The following is a 25535-nucleotide window of genomic DNA, read 5'->3' as shown; positions in this document are numbered from 1 at the left end:
AAGATGACTAGAAAAACTGAATTTAAGCATATTTTAGTAGGTGTTGATGACTCTGAAGATGCACTTCTAGCCTTTCAGTATGCCATTGATACAGCAAAGCGGCGTCATGCTGAGTTGACCATTGTCTCCATACTTGAAAGTCATGAAATGAGTGTGTATGAGGCATTGGATAAGGACTATATTCATGGGGAACGTAGCGAACTCGATAACCATATCCAGATGTATGTTAAGCAAGCACAGAATGCTGGTGTTGAAAAAGTTGACGCTTTGGTTTCAGAGGGAAAACCCGGGGAAGTTATCGTTAAATCTGTGATTCCGCACGTCAAACCTGATGTATTGATCATTGGTTCAATTGCTAAAAAGGGATTTAAACGCCGGTTTGGTTCACAAGCAGCTTATATGGCGAAATACGCACCGATTTCAGTATTAGTCATTCGTTAATTGGGGGAGTGTGACACAACTCGGTAGAATCCAGAATTTAACACCAAAAAGCGTATTCCGTCGAACTTTGTCGGAATACGCTTTTTGGTGTTAAATGGCCGGAATCCGAGTTGTGGCGCCATCTTAGACTAGATTAAAGTATTGAACAAAAACAAGTTTTAAGTTGCCTTTCAGTCAAGAAACTAGATGAAACTCTTATCAATATAAATTTATGTCACAGCTTCTACTGTCAAGTTTTACCTGAATAGTCATGAATTGATGCTTAATTATTCACAATATCAAGGTAGAATTAATTATATAATGAAAGAAAAGTATTCCCTGGGAGGTGACATCATGCAAAAGCTTTCGAATTATCGACGATTGTGGGCTGTAGTAGGGGTTGGCGCAGTTTCCTTAATACTAGCTTTCGTTTTGAATCAGCCGTTTGGAGCGCAAATCTTGGTAACCGTTCTTGGCTCGCTGATTGCACTGCTGATGTTTATTGATATGGTGAAAACGCTACGTTCCGGAAAGTTCGGTGTGGATCTACTGGCGATTACCGCTGTGATTGCTACCTTGGCAATTGGCGAGTACTGGGCAGCGCTGATTGTGTTACTGATGTTGACGGGTGGAGACGCGCTAGAAGACTATGCTGCTCATAAGGCCAATTCGGACCTGCAGTCCCTCCTAGAAAAATCCCCGCAGAAAGCACATTTAATGGTCAACGGTAACATCAAAGCCATTGCCGTTGATCAGGTTGATGTTGGCGACCAGCTGCTAGTTAAACCGGGTGAAGTGGTTCCCGTAGATGGCACAATCGTTGACGGCAGCACGACTTTAGATGAATCGTCTCTGACCGGTGAATCTCGGCCAGTTGACAAGGTGGTTGGCGATAGCGTGATGTCAGGTTCTGTCAATGGCGATGCATCCATTCAGATGATTGCGGATCAAAAAGCGGCTGACAGTCAATTTCAAAACATTGTTCGGTTAGTGAAACAAGCTGAAGCGCAACCGGCACATTTTGTTCGTATGGCTGATCGATATGCAGTGCCATTCACCATTTTAGCCTACGTCATCGCCGGGACTGCTTGGATCGTTTCAGGAGACCCTGTTCGGTTTGCAGAGGTGTTGGTTGTGGCGTCTCCTTGTCCACTGATACTGGCTGCACCGATTGCTTTAGTGGCCGGGATGAGTCGGGCAAGCCAAAGTGGTATCATCGTTAAAACGGGGACAACGCTTGAACAATTAGCCAAGGTGAAGACCATGGCGTTCGATAAAACCGGTACGATCACCCAAGGGCATTTACAAGTGAACCAAATTATTGCACAGCCTAACGTTGACCAGGAACATTTATTAACGCTGGCTGCGGCGACTGAACAGCAGTCTAATCACATCTTGGCCCGGTCCTTAATGCAGGCGGCTCCAGCTCAGTTGCCCACGGTCAGTGATGTGAAAGAAACCACTGGTGGCGGGGTGCAAGCTCAAATAGACGGCCAAGTAGTGCGAGTGGGTAAAGCGGATTTTGCGATGCCCGATGGTTCAATTCAAAAAGTTGAAGATACGGCGGTATATGTTTCGGCGGATGATCAGTATTTAGGCTGTGTCACGTTTACGGATGAACTACGGCCGGAAGCAGCAACGACCATGTCTGAACTGCACAATCTGGGCATTAAAAATCTGATGATGATCTCCGGTGATAGGAAATCAATTGCTCAAAAAATTGCGAAAGCAGTGGGTATTGATCAAATCCATGCTGAATGTCTACCCGGGCAAAAAATTGAAGTCCTCAAACAAGTGCCAGAGGAGCAAAAACCGGTTGCCATGGTCGGTGACGGCGTAAACGATGCGCCGTCACTGGTGACTGCTGATGTGGGTATTGCCATGGGTGCTAGTGGCAATACCACGGCCAGTGAATCGGCAGATGCGGTTATTTTAAAGGATGACCTGCGTCGAACGGTGGTTGCTGTTCGAATTTCTAGAGCAACGATGCACGTGGCCCGTCAATCTGTCATGGTTGGTATTATTATCTGTACAGTTCTGATGCTGATTGCTAGTTTTGGTGTGATTCCGGCCATCTTCGGCGCACTGCTTCAAGAAGTTGTGGACACTGTGACGATCTTATGGGCGTTGCGGGCTCGGAGTATCGCCATTAAAGAATAAGTTCACTAAGTCCAGTAATGTTACTTGCTTTTTAAAAGTAATCATTGTACGATAACTCGTGAAAACTGAATAGATTTCTTCGGGGCAGGGTGTAATTCCCGACCGATGGTGACAGTTAGATTGAACAAGCAATCGCAACATGGCTGAAGTCCGTGACCCACGTTATGCGTGGTTGACCCAGTGAGAGTCTGGGACCGACAGTTAAAGTCTGGATGGGAGAAGAAAAGTACTATTTCGTACCATTGGTGTACACTTTTTGTGTACCGTAACCGTATGAAATCTTGTTTAGCTTATCAATCAACGAGGCCCCGCATTTTAATGCGAGGCCTTTTTTGTGAGGTGAATGAGGTTTGTGTGAGTCAAAGTATTTTCAAATAGCAGTAGCTGTTGCTAAACGGGGAACTGATACCTGGACCAATCCCCAAGTCGGCGCAGCAATCGTGAAGGATCAACGAGTTTTGGCAGTTGGTTATCATCATCAATTTGGCCAGCGACACGCAGAAATTGACGCACTGGCTCAGCTGGATGATATCAGTCAGGCTCAAGGTGCAACCATGTATGTCACGCTGGAACCGTGCAGTCACTATGGAAAAACACCTCCCTGTGCAAAACGGTTAGCGGAAGTGGGTATCGCTGAGGTGATCATAGGTCAACTGGATCCTAACCCCATCGTTAGTGGCAAGGGCGTTGCAATTCTCAAGGCGCATGGCATCAAGGTAAAAGTTTTGGGTGATAGCCAGGGACTCAACGTAGCGTATAACTATTTTTATCAGCATGGACGACCCTTAGTGACTTTGAAATACGCGATGTCGTTGGATGGCAAAATTAATGGTGCTGAGAAGAAGCGAACGTTGCTGACTCAGACTGCTGCTCAGCAGGACGTTCAGAAGTTACGACGTCATCAGCAGGTGATCTTAGTGGGCGAGCATACCCTATCGATTGATAATCCGCGACTAACAGTGAGAACGTCATCAATGGTGTTTCCACCGATTCGAGCGGCACTGGTTCATCATATCGATCAGGTAGACCCAAAGAGTCACTTGTTTGATGAGTCTGCACCTACCTGGTTTTTCAGCGAAATGGCAGCTACCAGGCCGCTGCCTAAAAATGTTCAGGTTTTCGTAAAGCCGCGTTGGACGCCTGCAGCTGTTGTTCAGCACTTGGCTAGTGAAGGCATCCAATCACTTTTAGTTGAGGGTGGTAGCCATCTTCAGGCTGCTTTTATCGCGGCTGGATTGGTGGATAACGTTGTTGTCTATATTTCGCCAATGATGTTAGGTGGTGCGGGGTTACCAGCAGCAATTGGACAGTCACTGACAAGTCAGACGCAATTCGAAACGCCAACGATTTCGGTGCTTGGTCCCGATATTCGACTTCAGACAAGGAAGGTGTAGGGATGTTTACAGGTATTATCAAGGGAATAGGTCATGTTGTGTCAATAACGAGGCAAGCAGAAACCGCAAAATTAACGGTTTCGTCACCCTTATTCACGCAATTAAACCCGCAACTCGGTGATAGCTTTGCCATCAATGGCATCTGTTTAACCGTTACAGCTGTGGTGCCAGGACAACTCTGCGTTGACGTGATGCCAGAGACCACTCGCCTAACTAATTTAGGGCAGTTGAAAAAAGGTGACACAGTTAATTTAGAACCAGCTCTTGGTGCAACGGAACGTTTGGATGGTCACTTTGTGTTAGGTCATGTTGATACAACAGCAAAGTTAGTACAACGTGTTGAGGATCAAAATGCCAGCGTGCTGACCTTTAAAATTGCACCAGAATATGATGATTACATTGTTAAAAAGGGGTCAATCGCAATCGATGGCGTGAGTCTAACCGTGACGCAAAGCGAACCTTATCAATTTTCAGTCAGCCTCATTCCTTACACGCAAAACCAGACCACGTTGGGGAAACGGCAAGTTGGTGACTTAGTCAATATTGAAACGGATGTCCTAGGTAAGTACATCGTGGGCGCACAGCGAAAGGAAGCAATCCAATGACGAATCAAGCATTAACTCAAAAAATCGAAGCAGCTATTAAGCACCTTAAGCAAGGTAAGCTGATTATTGTGGCAGATTCTCTTGACCGAGAAGCTGAAGGTGACATGGTGGGGCTTGCTGATTATGTTTCTCCTGAAAATGTGAATACGATGGTGACGAAAGCGCGGGGGCTCCTATGCGTTCCTATGAGCGCTGATGTGGCTCAACGGCTAGGATTGAGATCCATGGTGACTGATGCTACGGATGCCTACGGAACGGCTTTTACGATTAGTACCGATGTCCGAACGACTACCACTGGTATTTCGGCTTATGATCGGGCTGCTACCATTGCGGCGCTGGCTAAGCCTGATAGTCAATTTGATGATTTTTATCACCCAGGTCATATTTTTCCCCTAATTGCCAAGGACAACGGTGTGTTAGAACGCGATGGGCATACTGAAGCTGCGGTTGATTTGGCTAAGCTTGCGGGTGTTCAGCCGGTCGCCTATATTTGTGAAGTGCTTAAAAAGGATGGTACTATGGCTCGGCGAAAAGATCTTAAAGCCTATGCAGAAGGCACCCAGACACCACTGATCACCATTGAAGAGCTGCAGCAGTATCGCCAGCTTAAAGCTATCGAGGTGATTGCTAGCGTTGAATTGCCGACAAAATACGGTGACTTCAAATTGAAAGCGTTTAAAACAAGTGTTGACGGCGAACCCACTTTACTCATTACTAAAGGAAAGATATCTGGAGATGAGCCGTTACTACTTCGGCTTCATTCTGAATGTCTGACGGGGGACGTGTTTGGGTCAAAACGGTGTGATTGCGGTGCTCAACTAGCAGAGTCGTTGAAACGGATTGAACTGGCTGGACGTGGAGCGGTTCTATATTTACGTCAAGAAGGCCGCGGTATCGGGCTGGCAAACAAGTTGAAGGCCTATGAGCTTCAGGAACGGGGTCTTGATACGGTTGAAGCTAATTTACATTTAGGCTTACCTGCGGATGATCGCAACTATGGTCTGGCAGCTGCTATTTTGCGTCAGGAAGGGGCTTCAACCGTTAATTTAATGACTAATAATCCTGATAAAATTAAGCAATTGGAACAATATGGCATCAGGGTGAATCATCGAATACCACTTGAAATCGGCTTGACCCAAGAAAATGAAGGCTATTTGAAGGCTAAAAAGAATAAATTTCATCATTTATTGAAGGAGGTATGATTAAATGCAAATTTTAACGCATTCGAGATTTGGTAACGGTGTTCGCGTTGGTATTGTTGTGGCGCAGTTCAACGAAATTGTTACCGAAAAATTGCAGCAGGGGGCCGTTTCACAATTAGAAAAATACGGTGTGGCCGATGCTGATATTACGGTCGCTAGCGTTCCAGGCGCATTAGAATTGCCGCGAATCGCTCAAAAGCTGGCTGATAGCGGTAAAGTAGACGGTATTATCGCATTGGGTGCAGTAATTCGTGGTGAAACATCACATTATGACTATGTATGTGCGGAGACTGCCAGCGGTCTCGCGCGAGTTTCTCTAGATGGGCCTGTTCCAGTGATGTTCGGGGTGCTAACCACTGATAATCTAGATCAAGCAATTAGTCGTGCTGGCGGTAAAGGTGGTAACAAGGGTGCAGATTGCGCCGATGGCCTAATTGAAATGATTAACTTGGAGAAGCAACTTTAAGGAGTATCTGGGTTAGCTTTCAAACTACTGTAAATTTTTAGAGATGAAATAAGTCCTATTCTGAATTTTTATCGGAATAGGACTTATTTAGATCAAACAATAAAAATGTTTCACGTGAAACATATCCTCAAATCATTAACTTTTTTGCAGATGATTAAAAATGTCTTGCATATGGGTTTCAATTTGGTTGAGTTCAGTAGAATATCCCTTTAGTTGGCTGGCATATTGCTCAACATGATGTTTATCAACATCTGTTTTGTATCGCAGCTTGTGTTCCAAGCTTGCCCACATATCCATTCCCACAGTTCGCAGTTGAATCTCAACGGGGATTTCAATTGGACCGTTGGCCTGGAATACCGGAACAGAAACAACGAGGTGAAGGCTTCGATAGCCACTTGGTTTGGGATGTGAAATGTAATCTTTGCGCTTTAACAGGGTAACATCGGATTGCTTCGTCAACGCATGTTCAACGGTTTTGATGTCATCAAGGTAATTAGTAATCACCCGGACGCCCGCAATGTCAAAAATATTATGTTTGACCGCATCAACTGAAAAATCGTACCCTTTTTTGGCTAACTTGCGAATCAAACTTTGGGGTGCCTTCATCCGGGTTTCCATATGGTGAATCGGGTTGTGATTCTCAAGCATTTCAAACTCACTGTCGAGGTTTTCTAGTTTAGTACCAAACTCTTTGGCACCGGCTTGGCACTGCTGATAGTAAACAAAAAAGCGACGTAGTTCGGTTGCATCATAATCACCCAACACGCGACTCATTTCATCGGAAATTTGGTTGATGTTAGGCAAGTTATTACGTTGTAAAATCATAAAGTGAGTCTCCTTTAGTGATGATGCTATTATTCTAGCACTTGGTGGGAGCACAACAAAATTGGTCAACGGTGATTAACGGGTAGTGTGCGCGTTAACTGTTGCTTGCCCCATGAAGTGAGTGCCAATAGTGTTTGCTGAAAATCTTGACCCTCTGAGGTCAACTGATAGTGATAGTCGTTGGTCGATGTCACGAGGTTCAATGCCGTTAACTCGTTAAGCTTTAACAGTAAATTAAACGTTGAGATACCACGAACGGCATTTCGCAGCTGCATAAAGTCGCTGGTAGATGACGTTAAATTTAACAGAATCAACGCGTACCACTTATCTGAAAGAACTGCTAAGCTAGCTTTGGTGCTAATATTTAAATCGCGCATGGGCAACGTTGTTCAACTCCTCTTTTTACATTAAACCCTAATTCTAGTCTCTTCACATTAAGGTGACCAGTAAAGACACTTGAACGGCGTCATAGAAAGGATGCAGAATCCCTAAAAGTTGTCTTTTAGGCTTGACTTCGTGGAAATTAAGCGTAATATATTGTGCAATTAAAGCAGCTTGAAGGGAGCTGGGCATATGAAACGAACTTGGATGATTACAGGAATGAGCAGCAGCTTTGGTCAACGCCTGATTCAAAACTTGATCAAGAAGGGTAAGCTGGCAACAACTAATGCCCAGAATGAATTGAAAATCAAATCGCGTGACCAAGGTCAGGTTGATTTGATGATTAACTTACGTGGTTAATGACAATTAATAAATATCTAATAAGTTCTGATATTAATCGATGTAAATTGATTGGTATCAGAACTTTTTTATTAGGTTTTTAGAACTGTGATACAACTCAAATTTCAACTATTTAAGACGAATAAACGCCATCCAAGTTAGGGGATGGCGTTTATTCGTCTTAAATGGTTTAAAAAATCTATAGATGATTAGTTTTGATGTCTACCGAACTGGGCAAGCACCGCCGATGCAGTCGGACTGATCAAGCAGATCCAGATCCTTTTTATCCATCGTCTTTAGTGAGTCATACACGTCCTTCACGTTATTGGTGATCTGGGCGCGATGCTGTTCATAAACGGCCTTTGAAATTGGTTCTTTAGGGGCCTGCTTAAAGTCGCTACCACTGTAAGGCAGTAACGAAGTGGACTTGATGCTGTGGCGGTACTGCTTCATCAAGCCAGCAATCTTGCTACCTTCTTGCTTTGGCTGAAAAGTGATCGTGCAGCTGACAGCGTTATCTGACCAATATTTCTGTAAGAAGGCTTGGGTAGCAAATTGTTCTTCAATTGAGACAGTTCCTGCAGAAGCAAATTCTTTGCTATCAGCGTGAGCAGCCCGAACTGGGAACTCAACGCAAACGGTATTCTTGGTGTAAACGTCTGGTTCAGTCTTGTAGCCAGAAAGCCGTAATGCTGGTAGCAGTGGATCACTGTCTTGGAATCGAATCCGTTGAATTAAGTAACCAGCATAATGGAAGTGCATGCCTTCGGAAACGCCGGCTAATTTTGCCACCGTTCCTGATGGTTTAACGGTAGTATGCTTCACAGAAGGGGCGCAATCCAATGTGTTGGAGTATGTGTTGTCCGCTGCAACAATATCATGATAAAGTTCGTCAAACTTAGCAACTACCCGTTGGTCGTAAACGGGTTCTTTGATAGCTTCGTGGGTTTCGGGATCAATGCCATCTTTAAAGCCACGGACGACTCGGTTACCAAAGGCTTTAAGGATCCAGTCCTGAATGCCTGACATTGAGATGCCGATTCGGTGATTTTGATTAATGACGTTGCGGGAAACTTCCCAATCGTAGTTACTAAAGGTTACCCGCTTAGCAAAGCGGGTTCCTAGTGTAAAGGCTTGGTCAAGGTCAAAGCCCTGTTCTGTTGCAACGGAAGGGAAGACTTCGAAGAGGTTGCAAGGTTCTCCGTTAGCTAGTGAAATCTCGCCACAGGGGTTCGTTCCTTCAACGGCGCCATCAATACCTTCCTGGCGACCGTCAATCAAGCGACCATAGTTTTTGGATAATTCTAGGTTAACGATCCCGGGTTCACCATTGTGTAAAATAGAATCCGCGACTGCAGTATAATCAGTTTTATGCGTATCGACTGCGACACTATTATTAGATGCCCAGCGATGGTGATATAGCTTCTTTTGATCTTGCTTCATGGTAATGAAAGCATCGTCGTCGCTAGAACCTAAGGCTAATTCTGCAGAGCGCCGCACGTTTCCGGCTACCACTGTTTTACCAATCAAGTTACCCATATCGGTGCAGTCCACTGAAGATAGCTTTTGACCCACACGAGAATTCAGCAGGGTATTCGTGTCAAATAACATTTCAATCAGTGGCATTGGGCCGGAAGCTGTACCACCAAAACCTTTGATTTTAGCACCCTTTGGGCGGATGTCACTGACGTCTAAAATCAAGTTGTTCATGTGTTCCGGGTTAGTCCCACTGAAGTGCATGTCCACAAGGTGGGCGTTTGCTAAAACCCAGCCTTCGCGAGTATCTGGCAGTTTGTAGTAACGACCTTCATCTAGGGAATGGTCTTTCAACCATTCCTGTTTATCAGTCGCACCTAAGGCAACGGAATCAGTGTAAGACTGGCTTGCCTTATCCACCAAAATGGTTAAGTGAACATTGTTATCTACGGCTGGAATCTGCTGAACGTTGTTTTGTACAACAGAAAAGCCGACACCGCCGCCCTTCATTAACTGATCAAACATGAACGAAAACGGCATTGAAACGGCTGGCTGATCTCGATCAAGATATTCCGGCACAATGTGACTGTCACCATATGGTTGTGGTCGAACCGCAATAAACCAGCAGTTGTTTAACGCATCACCGTTACGCTCTTGATATGGCGTCCCAGAAATCCATAAGTTCCGGCCAGATGGTGTAGCAGAAAGACTGTAGATTAACTTAAAGAGGTCTTGTGCTTCGGTTTCAAGTTCACTGATCACCTCTGGGTCGATGTGATCCTCGTGAAGTCGGGGATCCAAGTTAATGTTTCCTTCAACGACTCGCTTAACGGTTTCATCCCACTCTTCGTGACGATTTTCCGCTTCAATCCAACGTGAATATGTACGTTTATAAGTGACCCATCCAAGTTCGCCCCAGTGTGGTTTGATCTCGGCTTTGACTTTTTCAATAAATTTATCTGATAATGTAATTAAACGGTTAACTGCAACTTGCATAACGGTTCCTCCTTCTCAAACTTAACACTATATATAGTATCGTCACTTTGACAAAATATCAATATACAGTGTTTGAACACGAGTTCGATTAAGCAAACCAAAAACCCCTGTAGCACGGATTTCGTCGCTTACAAATTTATTTAAGCGTACTGATATGCTAGGCAACGTATCCAATATGTTGGTAGTCTACTGAGACTAAATCTTCAAATAAACAGGATGTACGTTGCCTAGTAAACTAAGAAATCAATTAGAATAGTCAGCGTTTTCCGATTTGAGTAGAGGGGCTCGCATCCTCTCGTAATACTGATTGTAGGCCGTTTATATGACGACTGATATAGATGTCTATTCGTTTATTAATGAAGGTTCGAATCGTTGACAAAACAGGTAATGACTTGTAATCTAATCAATTAGTTAGTAGATGTGTCAATTAAGTTAACATGGTTAACTAATCGAACAGCATTAATTTTGTAAGAGAGAAGGCAGTTACGTGTTAGAGAAAACCGTGTATCGACAATTATTGAGCCACGCATTTGATATCCCGATTTCAGTAACCTATTGGGATGGTAAAGAAGAAAATTATGGTGAAGGCGAACCAGTTGTTAAAGTCCGGTTTAATGAAGAACTTCCGTTGAAGAGCTTCACTGACGAGCCGACTTTAACATTAGCTGAGGACTACATGAAGGGTGCCATCGAAATTGATGGTAGCATTGAAGAACTAGTGGCTTCAGCATATCGAACAGATCATAGCTTTTTAACTAATAATCCGTTCATCAAGCATTTTCCAAAGCGTTCTCATTCCGAAAAGAGCAGTCAAAAAGACGTTCAAAGTCACTACGATATTGGTAACGACTTCTATGAGATGTGGTTGGATAAGACCATGACTTATTCATGTGCTTATTTTGAACACGATGATGATACTTTAGAAGAAGCACAGATGAACAAGGTGCACCATATTTTGAATAAACTACAACCAGAACCCGGCAAACGTTTACTGGATATTGGTAGTGGCTGGGGTACTTTATTATTTGTCGCTGCTGAAGAATATGGTTTGCATGCTACTGGGATCACCCTTAGTCAGGAACAATATGACTACACACAGCAACAAATCAAGGAACGTCACCTTGAAGGTAAGGTTGACGTGTTATTAGAAGACTACCGTGAAGTGGATGATCAATTCGATTACGTGACTTCTGTTGGGATGTTCGAACACGTTGGTAAGGAAAACCTTGGTCTGTACTTCAAAAAAGTTGCCGATTTCATGAAGCCTAATGGCCGTGCGTTGATTCACGGTATCACCGGTCAACACGAAGGCGCTGGGGTCGATCCATTTATTACTAAATATGTCTTCCCTGGTGGCTACATTCCTAACGTTGCTGAAAACTTGAAGCACATTATGGATGCTAAGTTACAATTTTCTGACCTCGAACCATTACGTCGTCATTATCAAAAGACCCTTGAAATGTGGTACGAAAACTACAAGAAGGTCGAAGATAAGACTGCTGAAAAGTACGGTAAAGAATTTGCTCGCATGTGGGGCATGTATCTTCAAGCCTGTGCTGGGTCATTTAAAGGTGGCAACATTGATGTCATGCAATACCTATTGGTTAAAGCACCAAGTGGTACGGGCTTACCAATGACCCGTCAGTATATGTATGATGCTGATAAGAAAGAAGCAAGTGTAAAGCAACTCGGCTAGGTTATAGAATATAATACCCAAGAGCGTCATTTCGATAGTTTTTATCGGAATGGCGTTTTTAGGTGTTATTTGGCCGGAGAAAAGTGATAAAGCCCAACCACAATATTTTACAAACCAATCCCATTGTCGCTATGATAGTCACAGAACCTATTGGTGGAGGCGATAATTTGGTATCAGTTCAAGTTTTAGAAGCGTTTATTCAAGGAAAAGTGAACGATGAAAAATGTGAAGATACCATCGTGAACACGTCGGATTTTATTGCCATCGTTGACGGTGTTACCAGTAAATCTAATTTTCAATATCAGGGTAAAACGACTGGGAAACTAGCATCTACCATGATTGCAAGTATTTTGGAGCGACTGCCTAAAGACGCGACGTTATCAATGCTGATAAAACAAGTGAATCAAGCATTCGCTGCTTTCTATCAAAAAATTGACTTCCCAGTTGACCGTGATAGCCAGGGGTTACAAGCCGTTGCCGTGGTTTATTCACGCTTTCGTAATGAACTGTGGCAGGTTGGTGATGCGCAAATCAATTTAGACAGTCAATTACTCACCAACCCCAAACCCAGTGATTTAGTTTTATCGAATATGCGCAGTTTGATCCTGCGGCTGTCACCTGATGATAAGCAGTCGGACCCCGGTCGCAAAGCTATTTTGCCGTGGATTTTAAAGGCTACTCAATTTGCTAATGCGACTGATAGTGAGTGGGGCTATGCGATTTTTAACGGACAACCCATCCCAGATTCACTGTTGAAGGTCTATCCACTATCAAGTGGGGAGCACGAAATCGTGTTAGCTAGTGACGGTTATCCCAAAGCGGCGGTTAATTTGGCTGAGTCGGAAGCGGGTCTACGAGAGGTTTTGCAAAATGATCCCACTTGCAGCCATGAGTACCGGTCAACTAAGGGTATTGTGTCTGGCAACCGCTCATTTGATGATCGTAGCCTTATTCACTTTAAAGTATTGACAAGTTAATCTAATGAAAAAAATCCCCTTAGAATTTGGCTGATGAAGTCAGCTTTCAATTCTAAGGGGATTTTATGTTTAACCATTACTTTTTCGTATTAGCGGCATTACGCTTAGCATCACGGATGATTTTCATCGCCCGTTTACGCGTTTTTAAACTGGGACTCTTAAGTCGCCGGTAAGCGCTAGCCATATCATTTTTTTCCATGAGTGATCTCCTTATAACTTTACCAAGAAGCCTTACGGACACCAGGAATTTGACCAAGGTGAGCGTATTTCCGGAAATTCAAACGGGACATATTGAACTTACGCATGTAGCCACGTGGCCGACCGTCTAACCCGTCCCGGTTACGTAGCCGATTAGGGTTAGAATCCTTTGGTAAGCGAGCCAAAGCTTCATAATCGCCTTGAGCCTTTAGTTCACGCCGAATAGTGGCATATTTCGCGATGAGTTCACGCTGCTTGTTATACTTTGCAATCTTTGATTTTTTTGCCATATTTCCTCCAATGACTTAGTGATGTTAGTGCAACAAACTCATTAAGTAACTGCCAGGTCAATGGTGTTAGTAGTATTTATTCCGTCACAACAATGGTAATAACTTACCAATAATAAGGGAAAATTGCCACTATTTAGACTTGATTTAATTAAACTGTAATAATTACGCTTTACCATTAACCCAGACTGACTAGAAGTATGTTAAAATAATAACTGAAAATTAAATGCACTAGGGGCGCCATGTGGCTGAGATAGATGAATCTAGTCCCTTCGAACCTGTATAGTTAATACTTGCGAAGGAAAGTGTACGTGAACATCAAAAAATTAATGATGGTCTTTCAGTGCGCGGAACTAACTGCGGCTGAAAGACCTTTTTAATTGGAAGAAGGGTTTTTAATGGGAAATACGAAACCAAGCGGTCTGTTTCTGCTCTGGATGGGTGCGGCGATATCAATTGCTGAGATTGTGACTGGTACACTTATTGCACCATTAGGGTGGAAGAGCGGTTTGCTGGCGATTTTAATTGGGCACGTGATTGGCTGTTTTGTTTTTCTGCTGCCAGCGGGTTATTTGTCAGCTCAGCAGAACAAAACGGCGATTCAAGCGACTAAAACCGTTTTTGGCCAGCAAGGTGTTTGGCTGTTTTCAATGTTAAATGCACTGCAGTTGCTAGGGTGGACGGCGGTGATGATCGTCAATGCTCAGCAGGCGATGAACGGGCTGTCAAAGGCATTGTTCAATTATCGATCAGTGTTAGTGATGTCACTCATCGTGGCAGTATTGATCGTGGTTTGGTTATTAATGGATCACGACTGGCTTTTCAAGGTGAATAACGTCATCGTCGTTCTACTAGCCATTGGTATGGTGCTGATGCTGTGGACCATTATTAAGGAAGGCCGCTTGCAAAATAGTGCCAATTTAGCACCATTAAGTTTTGGCAGTGCGGTTGAACTTAACGTGACCATGGCACTTTCCTGGTTACCGCTGATTGGCGATTATACTCAGCATACTGACCGACCGTTTCGCACGAGTATGGCCAGCGTGAGCGGCTACTTTATTGCCAGTGTGGCGATGTTTTCACTGGGACTATTTACGGTGATTTTGACCGGCCAATCTGATTTTACGACGGTGCTTTCACATTCCAGCATGGGAATGATTGCCTTGCTGGTGATTGTTTTTTCAACGGTAACCACGACCTTTATGGATGCCTATTCGGCGGCTACCAATATCGCTAACTTGATAAAGACGAAGGCGGTTAATTTGGTTGCTATAGGTGTCACGGTATTAGGTTTACTGATTGCGCTGTTTGTTTCAATGGCGTACTATCAGAACTTTTTATACGCTATTGGGGCGGTGTTCACACCGTTATTTGCCATTTTATTTGTCAGCGTCTTCTTGATGCACCAACGTCTCTCGTTGCCGCTAAACTTTCTTTGGTGGCTGATCGGCGTTGTTGGTTATTCGTGGCTGCAGAAGTTGGACTTCTTCTTGGGGACGACCTTCTTCTTGCTGTTAGTGTTGGGATTAGGTGTTTATCTGACAGGTTTGGCTACCAAAAAGTACCCGTTGATGACGGATTAATTGAGTGACTTACTATGGAGAAGGATGGAAAGGAACGAGCACGATGACTAAGAGAGTTTATTATTTAACCCTAACTTCGATTCTTGTGGCATTAGGTGTAATCGGTGGCAGTTTGTTTGAATTTACAGTAGGTGTAGCAAAAGTTGCGCCAATGCAACACTTAATCAACGTTGTATCTGGGGCCTTGTTAGGACCTTGGTGGGCAATGACACAGGCATTTTTAACGTCCCTGATTCGTAATTTACTGGGTACTGGTACGATTTTAGCCTTTCCTGGTAGCATGTTTGGTGCTTTTTTAAGTGGTTTACTATTCAGATATACCAAGCGGCTGATTGCGGCGGTGTTTGGTGAATTGATTGGGACTGGCATCATAGGTGCAATTGTCGCTTACCCAATTGCGGCACTGCTATTAGGAGCGAAGGGTGCGCTTTGGCTATTTGTACCAAGTTTCTTTCTTAGTGCGCTGGTTGGTTCAGTGATTGCTTATGTGTTGTTAAAGAGTATCTGGTCAACGGTGATTCAGCCACAGATGAATAGATTGAGTAAGTAGTATTAAAATAACGTGCTTATCAGTAAGAATACTGGTAGGCACGTTATTTCACTAAATAATCTGGTATTGATTGTCCGTTAATGCAAAGCGGTCTTTCAAGCCGGATGTGATGGCTACCTTGAAGTCACGAGTGACAAAGATAGCGTCCAGTCCCGGCTGTTTTTCAATTAACGGGATGCCTTTATCGATATCTTGATAGAAGGCTTCAGTGGTCCAAATATCGCCATCAATGGACAAATCGCTAACGATGGTGACACTTTCCAAGTCGTTTTGAATCGGGTAACCCGTTTTAGAATCAAACATATGGTGGTAATTATGACCGTTAATCACGAGGTAACGTTCGTAAATGCCGGAAGTGACGATTGATTTAGCAGTTGTGGTAAGGACACCAAGAGCCACATGACGCTGTTTCAACGGGTTTTGGACACCGATGCGCCATAAGCCGTTAGTATGAGTACTATCACCTACTAGTAAAATGTTACCGCCAAGGTCGATGATGCCGCTTTTGACACCTCGGGAAAGCCATAATATTTTGACAGCATCGGCAATGTAGCCTTTAGCGATGGCGCCAAGGTCAATTTCCATTCCAGGTTTGGTGAGAAAAACGGTTCGATCGTGATCATCTAGTTGAATATCAGCTGGATCAATCAGCTCAAGACGTTGTTTAATATCAGCATCGGCTGGTAAGTTAGCACCATCAAACCCAATTTTCCATAACTTTACCAGGGGTCCAATAGCGGTGTTAAAGCCTAAGTGCCATTGACTGACTTCCACAGCACGCTTGATTAATTGATAGGTGATATCCGATACTTGAACGGGTTCTTGACCAGCTGCGTGGTTTACGGACATCACTTCTGAAACGGGACGATTAACCGTTAAAATATCTTCATAGTGTTTGATGAGGTCATTACCTGCATCCAAATCAGCGGTTGTTGCTGGTTCGTTCACTGAGAGGGTGATAGCAGTGCCTAAGCCATAATATTGTTTTTGAATCATTTGGGGTTCACGCCTTCCATAAAATTCCTATGAGTTTAAGATAACACAAAACCGCGCTGACTGAATATAACAGTCAACGCGGTTCATTGTCTAACATGAAAGATCTAAACTTAAGAGAATGGAATTTGCACTTCTATCGTTCGTTCAGATGTCTTGATTACGGTCGACAGGATGGCGATTGCTTGATGAGCAAAACTCGCTTGCGAACCTGCTACCATCATCGTTTTACAGTAGTTTCTTTCATACGCATGTCCTCCATTTAGTCCTGATGATACATATGTACGGAATCTTAAAACAGCAACGTCACCTCCTAGATTCAAAAGACATCATGCTGAAAGCTAAAGTTGATTGCGTATGCCTTTTGTTGAATTGCAGTTACTATAACATTAAAAACAAATGAGTTCAATATTAAATTAAGATTAAAACAATAAAATTTGAAGCTGGACGATTAATACCCCTAAGCCTTGCCATTTAACTCGGAGCAGCGTACCTTAAAAGTTGTGTCAAAGAGAAAAAGAGAAGAGAGGGTCAAAAGTGAAAGTTGAAAAACTATCGAACTTGACGGAAGCAAATGAGAAGGTGCTTATGGCCATTTGGCTCGCAGGAAATTTAGATTCTCACCCGTTTATTGCTGCAACATATTGGCAGGATCAAACCTCTGAAGTTTCAAAGCAATTCGAAAAAGCAACGGTTTACGTTGTATTGCAAGATGAGCAGATCGTGGGGTTTGCGGTGATGAAGACGCACTATCTAGCTGGTATGTTCGTCAAACCCGGATACCGTGACGAGGGGATTGGTAGCTTGTTGCTGTTCGCACTGAAGTCAGACTATAAGCAAATTCGTTTGAGTGTTTATGAAAAAAATAGTAAAGCAGTTCGTTTCTATCAGAATCATGATTTTGGAATCAAAGATCGGTCTGTGAACCCAGATACGGATGAAGTTGAGTTAAAAATGAAGTGGAAAGAATAACAAGCAGTGAACGCTATCGGTTTGACTGATGTAGCTGAATTCATGGATAATTACGGGTCGTAACACTTATCCTTTGAATCCTTGTTCACCCCTAGTCTTCTATAGGATAAAAGGCTTATAATAGACAGGTAATAAAGAGAATTGAAGACAATTAGTTCAAAGCTTCGATATTATAATTAGGGGGGTAATCTAGATGGGGATCATTCTAGTATTTATATTTGGTATGATGACTGTTATGGGGGGATTATCGTGGTGGTATGCAGCTCACTATAATGGGCTAGTAGGCACGACACGTTTTTTGACGATTATCAGTGTGATTGGTTTACTATTTAGTTTTGGCTACGTTTATAAAAATGGCTGGGTGAAGCCAAAACAGACGCAGACGACTTCACAAAAGGCGAATGTTAATTCTAATCAATATTTTGCTCAAAAGAGTTCAGAATCTGCGTCAATTGCGCAACTGCATAAAAATGAGCAAAACGTTTTGCAGCAGTTACAAAAGTCATACAGTAAGAATGTTGGTGACGTCAGTTTTGATCAGGATTCCAAGACGTATACGGTTACGCCAACGAACGCAAAGTACATTAAAGCAGTTACCACAATGTGGCAGTACCCTAAAACAAATGCTAAGAATATCAAGACGATGTCCGATAATTATTTGAAAATGTCTCAGTCAATAGATAAATCCTTGAAGGGGAGTTATACACTCCAAGTAAAGAAGTCGAAGAGTGGGCCAGTGATTTTGTCCATCAAGGATGGTAAAGCGACTATCTTGAATGAGAGTCAGCAGAAGTAAAAATAGACGTTATTCCGATAAAACGGAATAGCGTCTATTTTTTAGATTGTGTCATCAGAGTTGTTCTCTATTCTGCCGTCACCGGTTTAGAAACACCCGTTGTTTTTTGTTTATCATAAACAATTCGGGTCTGTTTGGTGACCTGCGTCAGGATCAGGTAGTGGTTATCATTAATGGCAGAGCTATAGCCACCATAATAATGGCCGTCGATTTTTTGAGGCTGAATACGTTTATCGAAAGTGTAGTTGGATAGTGAAAGTTCACTGGCCATGATGACGTTAGCATCGCCGTACTGAACCGTTTTTACCGGGTAGAGTTTCAGCCCGAATTGTTCACCATGGGACTGTTGGACCGCCGTCAGTGGGTAGGCGACTGGTGCGGCATACTTGCTCGGATTGTCATGAATTGCTTCATTAATCTTTAAATATTGCTGTAAGGCTTTAACCTGTGATGGGTCACTATTTGATTTTTGCAGACGCTTCAAGTCGGATTTAATACCAGCAATGCTGCTAGCAACTTTATCTTGTTGTGTGGCAACACCCGCACGAAAAGCTTGTTTGTCCTGATTCTTCGCCCAGTTGATTTGCGCTGACGTGGACATGTGAGATAACCGGTTGAGCGTTACCTTATCTTTGCCCGTTGGCAGCATATAGGTGGTTACTTTGCCTTTTTTAAGGACAAACAGGGCGTTAACTGAATCTTTAGCTGTTACGTGACTATGAGATTGGGAAAAATGATACCAAATACGTGGTTGATCAGTCTGGCCTGATTTAACCAGTGCCAGTTTATTGATAGGTTGAGTTTGTCTTTTTTGATTACCGCAAGCCGTTAACCAACAACCGGCAAAGACAATCAAAAAGCTGAGTAGTAAGTGTTTAAAGCGGAACAAAATTTCCCCTCCTAAAATGATGTACCCCAAAGCGAATCTAATTAGAGATTAATTTTACTATAAAAGGAGCGATAATCATACAAACCTGATTAAATTGTCTGCAAAATTAAAGTTGAATATTTCTGAAATCGTTTTCAAATAGTTCGTGTGAAAATGCAAACTAGCATTAATAAAATTCATTTGAATTGTAAAAAAATGTAAAACGACCAAATTATCCCTTTAAATGCCAATATATCAACCTCATAATAAATTGTAATAACGTTATGAATGTTTGACTATAACAGGTATCAGTTATTATTCTAAATACGTTAGTGAATAATATCACGAAATGATAATTGCTATTACTTATATATTCCGTCACAAAATCAATGGAGGTCAAAAATATGGCAGACTACAGAATTGAATCAGATACGATTGGCGAAGTTAAGATCCCTTCCACCGCACTCTGGGGTGCGCAAACTGAAAGAAGTCGTAATAACTTCCCAACTGGCGAAAAGATGCCACTTGAAATTATCAAGGCGCTATTACAGATTAAAAAAGCCGCAGCCACTGCTAATAAAGAGTTAAAGAACATTGACGGTGCAAAGGCAGACTTGATCGTTGAAGCGATTGATACGTTATTAGCACTTGATGACGAGGATTTACGTAAGGACTTTCCACTGGTGGTTTATCAAACGGGTTCAGGTACTCAAACCAACATGAACGTTAACGAAGTGGTAGCTCACCAAGCAGCTAAGCTTAACGCTGAGATTGAAATTTTACCCAATGATGATGTTAACAAGGGTCAAAGCTCAAACGATATCTTCCCAACAGCCATGAACATCACCGCTGCAAAGGCTGTTAGCAGCTTGGAAGAATCAACCCAGCACTTAATCGATGAATTAAAAGTTAAACAAGAAAAATACTGGAAGACGGTTAAAATTGGCCGGACCCACCTGCAAGATGCGACTCCATTAACTTTTGGCCAAGAAGTTTCTGGTTGGGTCAGCGCATTAGAACATGATTTAGACTACCTGCAAACTTTAGGTAAAACCCTTAGCGAATTAGCAATGGGTGGTACCGCAGTCGGAACTGGTTTGAACGCTGCACCTGGTTTTGCCGGCATTATTGCTGACAAGATGGGCGAAGTATACGGCCTTCACTTCACTGCTGATACCAACAAATTCTATGGTTTGGCTCACCACTCTGGCTTAAACGTTGTCCATGGGGCCATCAAGACGCTTGCTGCTGATCTGATGAAGATTGCTAACGATGTGCGTTTCTTGGCTTCAGGTCCACGTGCCGGTTACGGTGAATTGAACATTCCAGCTAACGAACCCGGTTCTTCAATCATGCCTGGGAAGGTTAACCCAACTCAAGCTGAAGCCATCACCATGGCAGCTGTTCGAGTAATGGGTAACGATGTGGTCGTTGATTTAGCATCAAGCCAAGGTAACTTCGAAATGAACGTTTACAAACCAGTTCTGATTTCTGCATTCCTTGAATCAGCCGAATTACTTGCAGGAACCATGCGTGGTTTTGCCGACAAGATGATCCATGGTTTAACTGTCAACTCAGAACGGATGGAAGAATTGGTTGACCGCTCACTGATGACGGTTACGGCATTGTCACCACATATCGGTTACCACGAAAGTGCTACGATTGCACAAGAAGCCTTAAAAGAAGGCACCCTTTTGAAAGAAGCCGCTTTGAAGTCAGGCTTATTGACAGAAGAAGAGTATGATAAGTGGGTTGTGCCAATCAACATGACTAACATTGATCAAAAGTAAACTTAACAACACAATCAATTAAGAACAGGAGGTATGAACAGTAACTATTTTGTTGTAAAAGGATATCAATCTTTGTAAAGTGTTGCTTCTATACTATTGCGTATGCTTATAAGCCTAGTAGAAGATATCACAAGGTTAAAGTTAGGCGTTTAATTTTCCGATTAACTGATAGCTTATAAGTAGTGATTTATATGAATTTCATTAAAAGGCTTTTTGGGCTAAAGCTATCCCGTATAATATGAGGGACACCTCACCTTGGTGATTAAATTCAATAAGGCGGAAGCACTGATGTTACTCACCTATAAAGTTGAAATTAAGCCGACTGAAAAACAAGCTTGGCTGATTGATTGTCATATTGGTGGCAGTCGTTGGGCCTATAACCTGTTTTTGGATATCAACCGGCAGCGTTATGAAATGGGTTATTGCTACTTAAACGCTTACGCCTTTAGTAAGTGGTTTAACCATGAGTATCTAGAAGCTAATCCTGATGATTTATGGATCAAGGATTTATATGCTAAATCAGTTAAACAGGCCTTCATTGATGCTGACACGGCTATGAAACGGTTCTTTAAGAAACTGAGCGGTTTCCCACATTGGCGCTCGTTTAAACGGGGCCAAGGTAGTTACTACTTTGTTAAGAACGGTAAAACGCAAATCATTGCCTGTCAGCGTCACCGGATCAAGTTACCCAAGCTTGGCTGGGTACGTTTGAAAGAGTTTGGCTACATTCCTACAGACTCAGAACACTTCGTTATCAAACAGGGTCGGATTAAATTCAAAGCTGGTCGTTATTACCTGACCTGTTTAGTGGAACAGGCTGAATTACCAAAACTAGCATTAACCGGTGAACCTATCGGCATCGACCTTGGTTTAAAAGAATTTGCCATTTTAAATGATGGTACTTTGTATCCTAATCAGAATAAAAGCAGTCAGGTAAGGCACATCAGGAAACGTCTGCGCAGACTGCAAAGAAAAATGTCCCGTCAGTATCAAGCACTGAAAGCTAGAAGACAGAAAGAAGGGAAATCTGCTACTGATTTTAATCTAGCTAAAACTCAGCGGGAAGTGCAATGCTTATATCAACGGTTAACCAACATTCAGTCGGATTATCAAAATAAGATTATCGCTGCTGTGGTGAGAACCAAGCCACAGTGGGTAGCCTTAGAAGACCTGAATGTTAGAGGTATGATGAAAAATCGGCATTTAGCCAAAGCAGTTAGTTACCAGGGGTTCTATAATTTTAGAATCAAATTAGTTTCTAAATGCCAACAGTTAGGCATTCCCGTACATCTGACCCACCGTTTTGAACCGACTTCAAAATTGTGTCACCAATGTGGCCATAAGAAAGTTGATTTGAAATTAAAAGATCGGGTGTATGAATGTCAGAACTGTAATTATACCGAAGATCGAGATATTAATGCGGCCCTGAATATCAGGGATACTGAAAACTTTGAATTAGCCTACTAAAATAGACTTCAAAGGATGTACCGGTGGCTAGCCGGGAATTAACGCTTGTGGACTATCATATCAACTGTACTAGTGAGCTTTGTGCGAGGCAGGATAGGGAGAAGCAAGAATAATCTATAACTTTTTATAAGTTATCAGTAGCAGCATAAAAATGGCTGAAAAATTTCATTTTCAACCGACCTCACTCACGAAGTTGCGCAAGCATTATGACGTGATTGTGATTGGTTCAGGTGCAGCTGGGATGACGGCTGCCATTCAGGCACACGAGTTAGGACTAAAACCCGTTATCCTTGAAAAAATGGATAAATTGGGTGGTAACACCAACCGAGCTTCATCAGGGATGAATGCGGCTGAAACTAACGTCCAGTTAAAACATCACGTGGTGGACAGTTTCCAGGAATTCTACGATGAAACCTTAAAGGGTGGCGGTGGCCAAAACAACACTGAATTATTGAAATACTTCAGTGAACACGCTGCTTTAGCAATTGACTGGTTAGCAGATCATGATATTCAATTAGATGAAATCACGATTACTGGTGGCATGAGCAAGATGCGGACTCACCGACCTCATTCATTGGCCGCAATCGGTGGTTTCCTAGTGACTGAACTGTTGAGACAAGTTCAAAAGGCGCATATTCCGCTATTTGCCGGTCTTAAGGTGACTGAATTAACCACTGACGAAGAGGGCAAAGTCACCGGTGTGCGTGCCACAACTGGGAAGCAAAGCGGTCCGTTGACGGCGGATGCAGTTATTCTGGCTGCCGGCGGTTTTGGTGCTAACCAAGACATGCTGACAAAGTATCGTCCTGATTTAAAGGGCATGAAGACGACCAACCAACCTGGTGCAACTGGCGATGGCATTAAGCTTGCTCAGTCATTAGGCGCCAAATTAGTCGATATGGATCAAGTTCAAGTTCACCCAACGGTTCAACAAGACACGCCACACGCTTATTTGATCGGTGAAGCTGTTCGTGGTGAAGGTGCAATCTTAGTGAATAAGCATGGGGACCGGTTTGTTAACGAACTGGATACCCGGAAGAACGTCACTGCTGCAATCGATGAACTGAATGAAAACGGCGCTTATTTGATTTTTGACCAAGGCATTCGTGACCGTGCTAAAGCCGTTGAATTTTATGATTCAATCGGTTTGGTTCACACCGGTCAGTCATTGGATGATTTGGCAAGTCAGCTGGGCTTCGATGCTGAAACATTGAAGCAAACGGTCAGCGACTGGAATACTGCCGTTGCAGATCAAAATGATTCAGCGTTCGGTCGAACTACTGGGATGGATCGCGATATTTCGACAGCACCATTCTTCGCCATTCACATTGCACCAGCTGTTCACTACACCATGGGTGGTATTGCAATCAACCATAAAACTGAAGTACTCAATGAAGATGGCCAAGCTATCAAGGGTCTCTACGCTGCTGGCGAAATTGTTGGTGGTCTTCACGGTAATAACCGAATCGGCGGTAACTCAATTGCTGAAACTGTTATTTTTGGTCGTCAAGCCGGCGAACAAGTCTTCAACTACATTAATGAAAAATAATGCCCTTTATTTAGGAGAACATCTAAAATGACACTTAATAAAATTAATTATAAGAAATTTATTTTGCCGATTATTGTCGGTTTAATCATCTGGTTTCTAGCACCGATTAAACCAGCTGGTGTTTCGCTGGTTGCTTGGCACATGTTAGCCATCTTCGTTGCCACGATTCTTGGCTGTATTACTCAACCCCTGCCCATCGCTGGGGTAGCACTTATTGGAATGACAATTTCTGTTTTACTTGGCGTTGTCAAGATGGAAGACGCCACTGCAGGTTTTGGTAATGATACCGTTTGGATGATTGGGATGGCTTACTTCCTGTCACGCGGATTTATTAATACCGGACTTGGTCGTCGCATCGCGATGATTTTCGTTCGCCTATTTGGTAAACGAACACTGGGATTATCGTATGCTTTACTTGGTGTTGATCTGGTCACTTCTCCAGCTACACCAAGTAACACAGCTCGTGCTGGTGGGATCGTTATGCCCATCATCGAGTCTTTGTCCGAATCGTTTGGGTCAACTCCTAAAGACGGTACCCAAAGCAAGATTGGTTCGTACTTAATGTTCACTGAATTCCACGGCAACATTATTACTTCTGGGATGTTTATGACCGCCATGGCACCTAACTTGGTTGCCGTTGCTTTAGCTAAAGGCATGCACGTTCAGATTTCGTGGATGGGTTGGTTTATTGCGGCACTTGTTCCTGGTATTATTTGCTTAATCCTAGTTCCATGGCTGATCTACAAAATGTATCCGCCTGAAATCAAGGAAACTCCGAACGCTAAGGAATGGGCTGACAAGCAGTTAGCTGAAATGGGTAAGATGAGTTTACCCGAAAAGATTATGGCAGCGGTTTTCGTGCTCGCCTTAGTTCTTTGGATGGTTTCTAGCTTTATTGGTTTGGAAGCATCCACGGTTGCTTTCTTAGCCGTTGGATTATTGCTGTTGACCGGTGTTTTAAGCGTGAAGGATGTTTTGAATGAAACTGGCGCATGGAATACCATCATTTGGTTCTCAATCCTGATTTTCATGGCCAATGAATTAAACCTTTTAGGCTTTATTCCTTGGTTATCAAAAGCTTTGGGTACCAGTCTTCACGGTATGAGCTGGGAAATCGTTCTTGTGGTATTGGTTCTGTTCTACTTCTACAGTCATTACCTGTTTGCATCAGGAACTGCGCACGTTACGGCAATGTACGGTGCTTTGCTGGCCGTTGCTATTTCAGCTGGTGCACCAGCAACCTTTGCTGCAATGATTCTCGGCTTTACCGGTGCAATCTTCGGTTCAACGACACAATATGCTAACGGTCCTGCTTCAGCAATTTTCGGTGCTGGGTACAACAAGCAAAGCGACTGGTGGCGTCTAAACTTTATTCTAGGTTTGGTCTACCTCGTCGTTTGGGGTGGTATTGGTTCTATCTGGATGAAAGTGCTTGGTATGTGGTAAAAATTTAGAATATAATAAAAAAGTTGTACCTACTAGTGAAGTGGGCACAACTTTTTAATTTGTGATAAGCTATGGTGAATGATTTAATCTGAGGAGATT

At 43.0% G+C, this 25535-nt stretch carries 24 protein-coding genes and 2 riboswitches; of the genes, 17 read left to right on the top strand and 7 right to left on the bottom strand.

The window, feature by feature from the left end; translation table 11 throughout:
* Window positions 1–3 precede the first annotated feature (3 nt).
* The 6 genes from CES82_RS00830 (at window position 4) to ribH (ending at window position 6247) form a co-directional block, all read left to right on the top strand.
* On the top strand, window positions 4–441 hold the full coding sequence (locus CES82_RS00830; RefSeq protein WP_098823424.1) for a universal stress protein: 438 nt from the start codon (window positions 4–6) through the stop codon (window positions 439–441).
* 333 nt (window positions 442–774) lie between these two features.
* A complete protein-coding gene (locus CES82_RS00825; protein ID WP_098823423.1) occupies window positions 775–2580 on the top strand; it encodes a heavy metal translocating P-type ATPase in 1806 nt (601 codons plus the stop codon).
* Window positions 2581–2651: 71 nt separating this feature from the next.
* Window positions 2652–2808: riboswitch (FMN riboswitch) on the top strand.
* Between the two features lie 122 nt (window positions 2809–2930).
* Complete coding sequence (gene ribD / locus CES82_RS00820) at window positions 2931–3974, top strand: bifunctional diaminohydroxyphosphoribosylaminopyrimidine deaminase/5-amino-6-(5-phosphoribosylamino)uracil reductase RibD (RefSeq protein WP_098823422.1); 1044 nt, start codon at window positions 2931–2933, stop codon at window positions 3972–3974.
* Between the two features lie 38 nt (window positions 3975–4012).
* Window positions 4013–4579 (top strand): riboflavin synthase, encoded by a 567-nt coding sequence (locus CES82_RS00815; RefSeq protein ID WP_439959032.1) that lies wholly within the window; start codon window positions 4013–4015, stop codon window positions 4577–4579.
* Window positions 4576–5781, top strand: a complete 1206-nt coding sequence (ribA, locus tag CES82_RS00810) for a GTP cyclohydrolase II (RefSeq protein WP_098823420.1) — start codon at window positions 4576–4578, stop codon at window positions 5779–5781. The genes CES82_RS00815 and ribA overlap by 4 nt, the downstream gene beginning before the upstream one ends.
* A 4-nt stretch (window positions 5782–5785) precedes the next feature.
* Window positions 5786–6247 (top strand): 6,7-dimethyl-8-ribityllumazine synthase, encoded by a 462-nt coding sequence (gene ribH / locus CES82_RS00805; RefSeq protein WP_098823419.1) that lies wholly within the window; start codon window positions 5786–5788, stop codon window positions 6245–6247.
* A 135-nt stretch (window positions 6248–6382) separates the two neighbouring features.
* Here ribH and CES82_RS00800 read toward each other — a convergent pair whose 3' ends face one another.
* Together CES82_RS00800 and CES82_RS00795 are read right to left on the bottom strand one after the other, a co-directional pair.
* Window positions 6383–7072 (bottom strand): GTP pyrophosphokinase, encoded by a 690-nt coding sequence (locus CES82_RS00800; RefSeq protein ID WP_098823418.1) that lies wholly within the window; start codon window positions 7070–7072, stop codon window positions 6383–6385.
* A 65-nt stretch (window positions 7073–7137) separates the two neighbouring features.
* On the bottom strand, window positions 7138–7449 hold the full coding sequence (locus tag CES82_RS00795; protein ID WP_225364814.1) for a winged helix-turn-helix transcriptional regulator: 312 nt from the start codon (window positions 7447–7449) through the stop codon (window positions 7138–7140).
* A gap of 196 nt (window positions 7450–7645) precedes the next feature.
* On the opposite strand from CES82_RS00795, the gene CES82_RS12405 reads away from it, so the two are divergent.
* Entirely contained in the window at window positions 7646–7813 is a 168-nt protein-coding gene (locus CES82_RS12405; protein ID WP_180245617.1) for a hypothetical protein, read from the top strand.
* 201 nt (window positions 7814–8014) lie between these two features.
* Here the strand turns inward: CES82_RS12405 and nrdJ are convergent, their stop codons facing one another.
* The gene (nrdJ, locus tag CES82_RS00790) at window positions 8015–10264 is read right to left on the bottom strand and encodes a ribonucleoside-triphosphate reductase, adenosylcobalamin-dependent (protein WP_098823416.1); all 2250 of its coding nucleotides are present in this window, start codon (window positions 10262–10264) and stop codon (window positions 8015–8017) included.
* A gap of 487 nt (window positions 10265–10751) precedes the next feature.
* On the opposite strand from nrdJ, the gene CES82_RS00785 reads away from it, so the two are divergent.
* A complete protein-coding gene (locus CES82_RS00785) occupies window positions 10752–11960 on the top strand; it encodes an SAM-dependent methyltransferase (RefSeq protein WP_098823415.1) in 1209 nt (402 codons plus the stop codon).
* Between the two features lie 167 nt (window positions 11961–12127).
* Window positions 12128–12937 (top strand): hypothetical protein, encoded by an 810-nt coding sequence (locus tag CES82_RS00780; protein ID WP_098823414.1) that lies wholly within the window; start codon window positions 12128–12130, stop codon window positions 12935–12937.
* Between the two features lie 76 nt (window positions 12938–13013).
* Here the strand turns inward: CES82_RS00780 and CES82_RS12400 are convergent, their stop codons facing one another.
* Together CES82_RS12400 and rpsN are read right to left on the bottom strand one after the other, a co-directional pair.
* Complete coding sequence (locus tag CES82_RS12400; protein ID WP_098823413.1) at window positions 13014–13136, bottom strand: putative metal homeostasis protein; 123 nt, start codon at window positions 13134–13136, stop codon at window positions 13014–13016.
* 19 nt (window positions 13137–13155) lie between these two features.
* Complete coding sequence (gene rpsN, locus CES82_RS00770; protein WP_089108476.1) at window positions 13156–13425, bottom strand: 30S ribosomal protein S14; 270 nt, start codon at window positions 13423–13425, stop codon at window positions 13156–13158.
* A gap of 220 nt (window positions 13426–13645) precedes the next feature.
* Window positions 13646–13743: riboswitch (TPP riboswitch) on the top strand.
* A 77-nt stretch (window positions 13744–13820) separates the two neighbouring features.
* Here rpsN and cytX point away from each other — a divergent pair.
* A complete protein-coding gene (gene cytX, locus CES82_RS00765; protein WP_098823412.1) occupies window positions 13821–15005 on the top strand; it encodes a putative hydroxymethylpyrimidine transporter CytX in 1185 nt (394 codons plus the stop codon).
* Window positions 15006–15048: 43 nt separating this feature from the next.
* The gene (gene thiW, locus CES82_RS00760; protein ID WP_098823411.1) at window positions 15049–15555 is read left to right on the top strand and encodes an energy coupling factor transporter S component ThiW; all 507 of its coding nucleotides are present in this window, start codon (window positions 15049–15051) and stop codon (window positions 15553–15555) included.
* A gap of 51 nt (window positions 15556–15606) precedes the next feature.
* On the opposite strand, the gene CES82_RS00755 is transcribed toward thiW, so the two are convergent.
* Window positions 15607–16551: an FAD:protein FMN transferase gene (locus CES82_RS00755; RefSeq protein WP_098823410.1), complete on the bottom strand. Its 945-nt coding sequence runs from the start codon at window positions 16549–16551 to the stop codon at window positions 15607–15609.
* Window positions 16552–17085: 534 nt separating this feature from the next.
* On the opposite strand from CES82_RS00755, the gene CES82_RS00750 reads away from it, so the two are divergent.
* Both CES82_RS00750 and CES82_RS00745 read left to right on the top strand, forming a co-directional pair.
* The gene (locus CES82_RS00750; RefSeq protein ID WP_098823409.1) at window positions 17086–17520 is read left to right on the top strand and encodes a GNAT family N-acetyltransferase; all 435 of its coding nucleotides are present in this window, start codon (window positions 17086–17088) and stop codon (window positions 17518–17520) included.
* A 193-nt stretch (window positions 17521–17713) separates the two neighbouring features.
* Window positions 17714–18316, top strand: a complete 603-nt coding sequence (locus CES82_RS00745) for a hypothetical protein (RefSeq protein WP_098823408.1) — start codon at window positions 17714–17716, stop codon at window positions 18314–18316.
* A gap of 67 nt (window positions 18317–18383) precedes the next feature.
* On the opposite strand, the gene CES82_RS00740 is transcribed toward CES82_RS00745, so the two are convergent.
* The gene (locus CES82_RS00740; protein WP_098823407.1) at window positions 18384–19205 is read right to left on the bottom strand and encodes a hypothetical protein; all 822 of its coding nucleotides are present in this window, start codon (window positions 19203–19205) and stop codon (window positions 18384–18386) included.
* 383 nt (window positions 19206–19588) lie between these two features.
* Here CES82_RS00740 and CES82_RS00735 point away from each other — a divergent pair, with 383 nt between their 5' ends.
* From CES82_RS00735 to CES82_RS00720, 4 genes are all read left to right on the top strand, one after another.
* A complete protein-coding gene (locus tag CES82_RS00735) occupies window positions 19589–20974 on the top strand; it encodes a class II fumarate hydratase (RefSeq protein ID WP_098823406.1) in 1386 nt (461 codons plus the stop codon).
* Between the two features lie 258 nt (window positions 20975–21232).
* Window positions 21233–22441 (top strand): RNA-guided endonuclease InsQ/TnpB family protein, encoded by a 1209-nt coding sequence (locus CES82_RS00730; RefSeq protein WP_225364798.1) that lies wholly within the window; start codon window positions 21233–21235, stop codon window positions 22439–22441.
* A 151-nt stretch (window positions 22442–22592) separates the two neighbouring features.
* The gene (locus CES82_RS00725) at window positions 22593–23990 is read left to right on the top strand and encodes a flavocytochrome c (RefSeq protein WP_098823405.1); all 1398 of its coding nucleotides are present in this window, start codon (window positions 22593–22595) and stop codon (window positions 23988–23990) included.
* 27 nt (window positions 23991–24017) lie between these two features.
* Complete coding sequence (locus tag CES82_RS00720) at window positions 24018–25436, top strand: anion permease (RefSeq protein ID WP_098823404.1); 1419 nt, start codon at window positions 24018–24020, stop codon at window positions 25434–25436.
* Window positions 25437–25535 lie beyond the last annotated feature (99 nt).

Source organism: Secundilactobacillus silagincola, from assembly GCF_002583405.1.
In the GTDB taxonomy this organism is placed as follows: Bacteria; Bacillota; Bacilli; order Lactobacillales; family Lactobacillaceae; genus Secundilactobacillus; species Secundilactobacillus silagincola.
The sequence above is the reverse complement of the archived record's forward strand: the minus strand, read 5'-3'. Positions and strand labels throughout refer to the sequence as shown.

Excerpts from the sequence above, each read along its gene's own strand:
- CES82_RS00830 (WP_098823424.1), top strand. The coding sequence starts at position 4 with ATGACTAGAAAAACTGAATTTAAGCATATTTTAGTAGGTGTTGATGAC.
- CES82_RS00720 (WP_098823404.1), top strand. The coding sequence starts at position 24,018 with ATGACACTTAATAAAATTAATTATAAGAAATTTATTTTGCCGATTATT.
- thiW (WP_098823411.1), top strand. The coding sequence starts at position 15,049 with ATGACTAAGAGAGTTTATTATTTAACCCTAACTTCGATTCTTGTGGCA.
- ribH (WP_098823419.1), top strand. The coding sequence starts at position 5,786 with ATGCAAATTTTAACGCATTCGAGATTTGGTAACGGTGTTCGCGTTGGT.
- CES82_RS00725 (WP_098823405.1), top strand. The coding sequence starts at position 22,593 with ATGGCTGAAAAATTTCATTTTCAACCGACCTCACTCACGAAGTTGCGC.
- CES82_RS00735 (WP_098823406.1), top strand. The coding sequence starts at position 19,589 with ATGGCAGACTACAGAATTGAATCAGATACGATTGGCGAAGTTAAGATC.
- cytX (WP_098823412.1), top strand. The coding sequence starts at position 13,821 with ATGGGAAATACGAAACCAAGCGGTCTGTTTCTGCTCTGGATGGGTGCG.
- CES82_RS00825 (WP_098823423.1), top strand. The coding sequence starts at position 775 with ATGCAAAAGCTTTCGAATTATCGACGATTGTGGGCTGTAGTAGGGGTT.
- CES82_RS00795 (WP_225364814.1), bottom strand. The coding sequence starts at position 7,449 with ATGCGCGATTTAAATATTAGCACCAAAGCTAGCTTAGCAGTTCTTTCA.
- CES82_RS00755 (WP_098823410.1), bottom strand. The coding sequence starts at position 16,551 with ATGATTCAAAAACAATATTATGGCTTAGGCACTGCTATCACCCTCTCA.
- rpsN (WP_089108476.1), bottom strand. The coding sequence starts at position 13,425 with ATGGCAAAAAAATCAAAGATTGCAAAGTATAACAAGCAGCGTGAACTC.
- ribA (WP_098823420.1), top strand. The coding sequence starts at position 4,576 with ATGACGAATCAAGCATTAACTCAAAAAATCGAAGCAGCTATTAAGCAC.
- CES82_RS12400 (WP_098823413.1), bottom strand. The coding sequence starts at position 13,136 with ATGGAAAAAAATGATATGGCTAGCGCTTACCGGCGACTTAAGAGTCCC.
- CES82_RS00800 (WP_098823418.1), bottom strand. The coding sequence starts at position 7,072 with ATGATTTTACAACGTAATAACTTGCCTAACATCAACCAAATTTCCGAT.
- nrdJ (WP_098823416.1), bottom strand. The coding sequence starts at position 10,264 with ATGCAAGTTGCAGTTAACCGTTTAATTACATTATCAGATAAATTTATT.
- CES82_RS00745 (WP_098823408.1), top strand. The coding sequence starts at position 17,714 with ATGGGGATCATTCTAGTATTTATATTTGGTATGATGACTGTTATGGGG.
- CES82_RS12405 (WP_180245617.1), top strand. The coding sequence starts at position 7,646 with ATGAAACGAACTTGGATGATTACAGGAATGAGCAGCAGCTTTGGTCAA.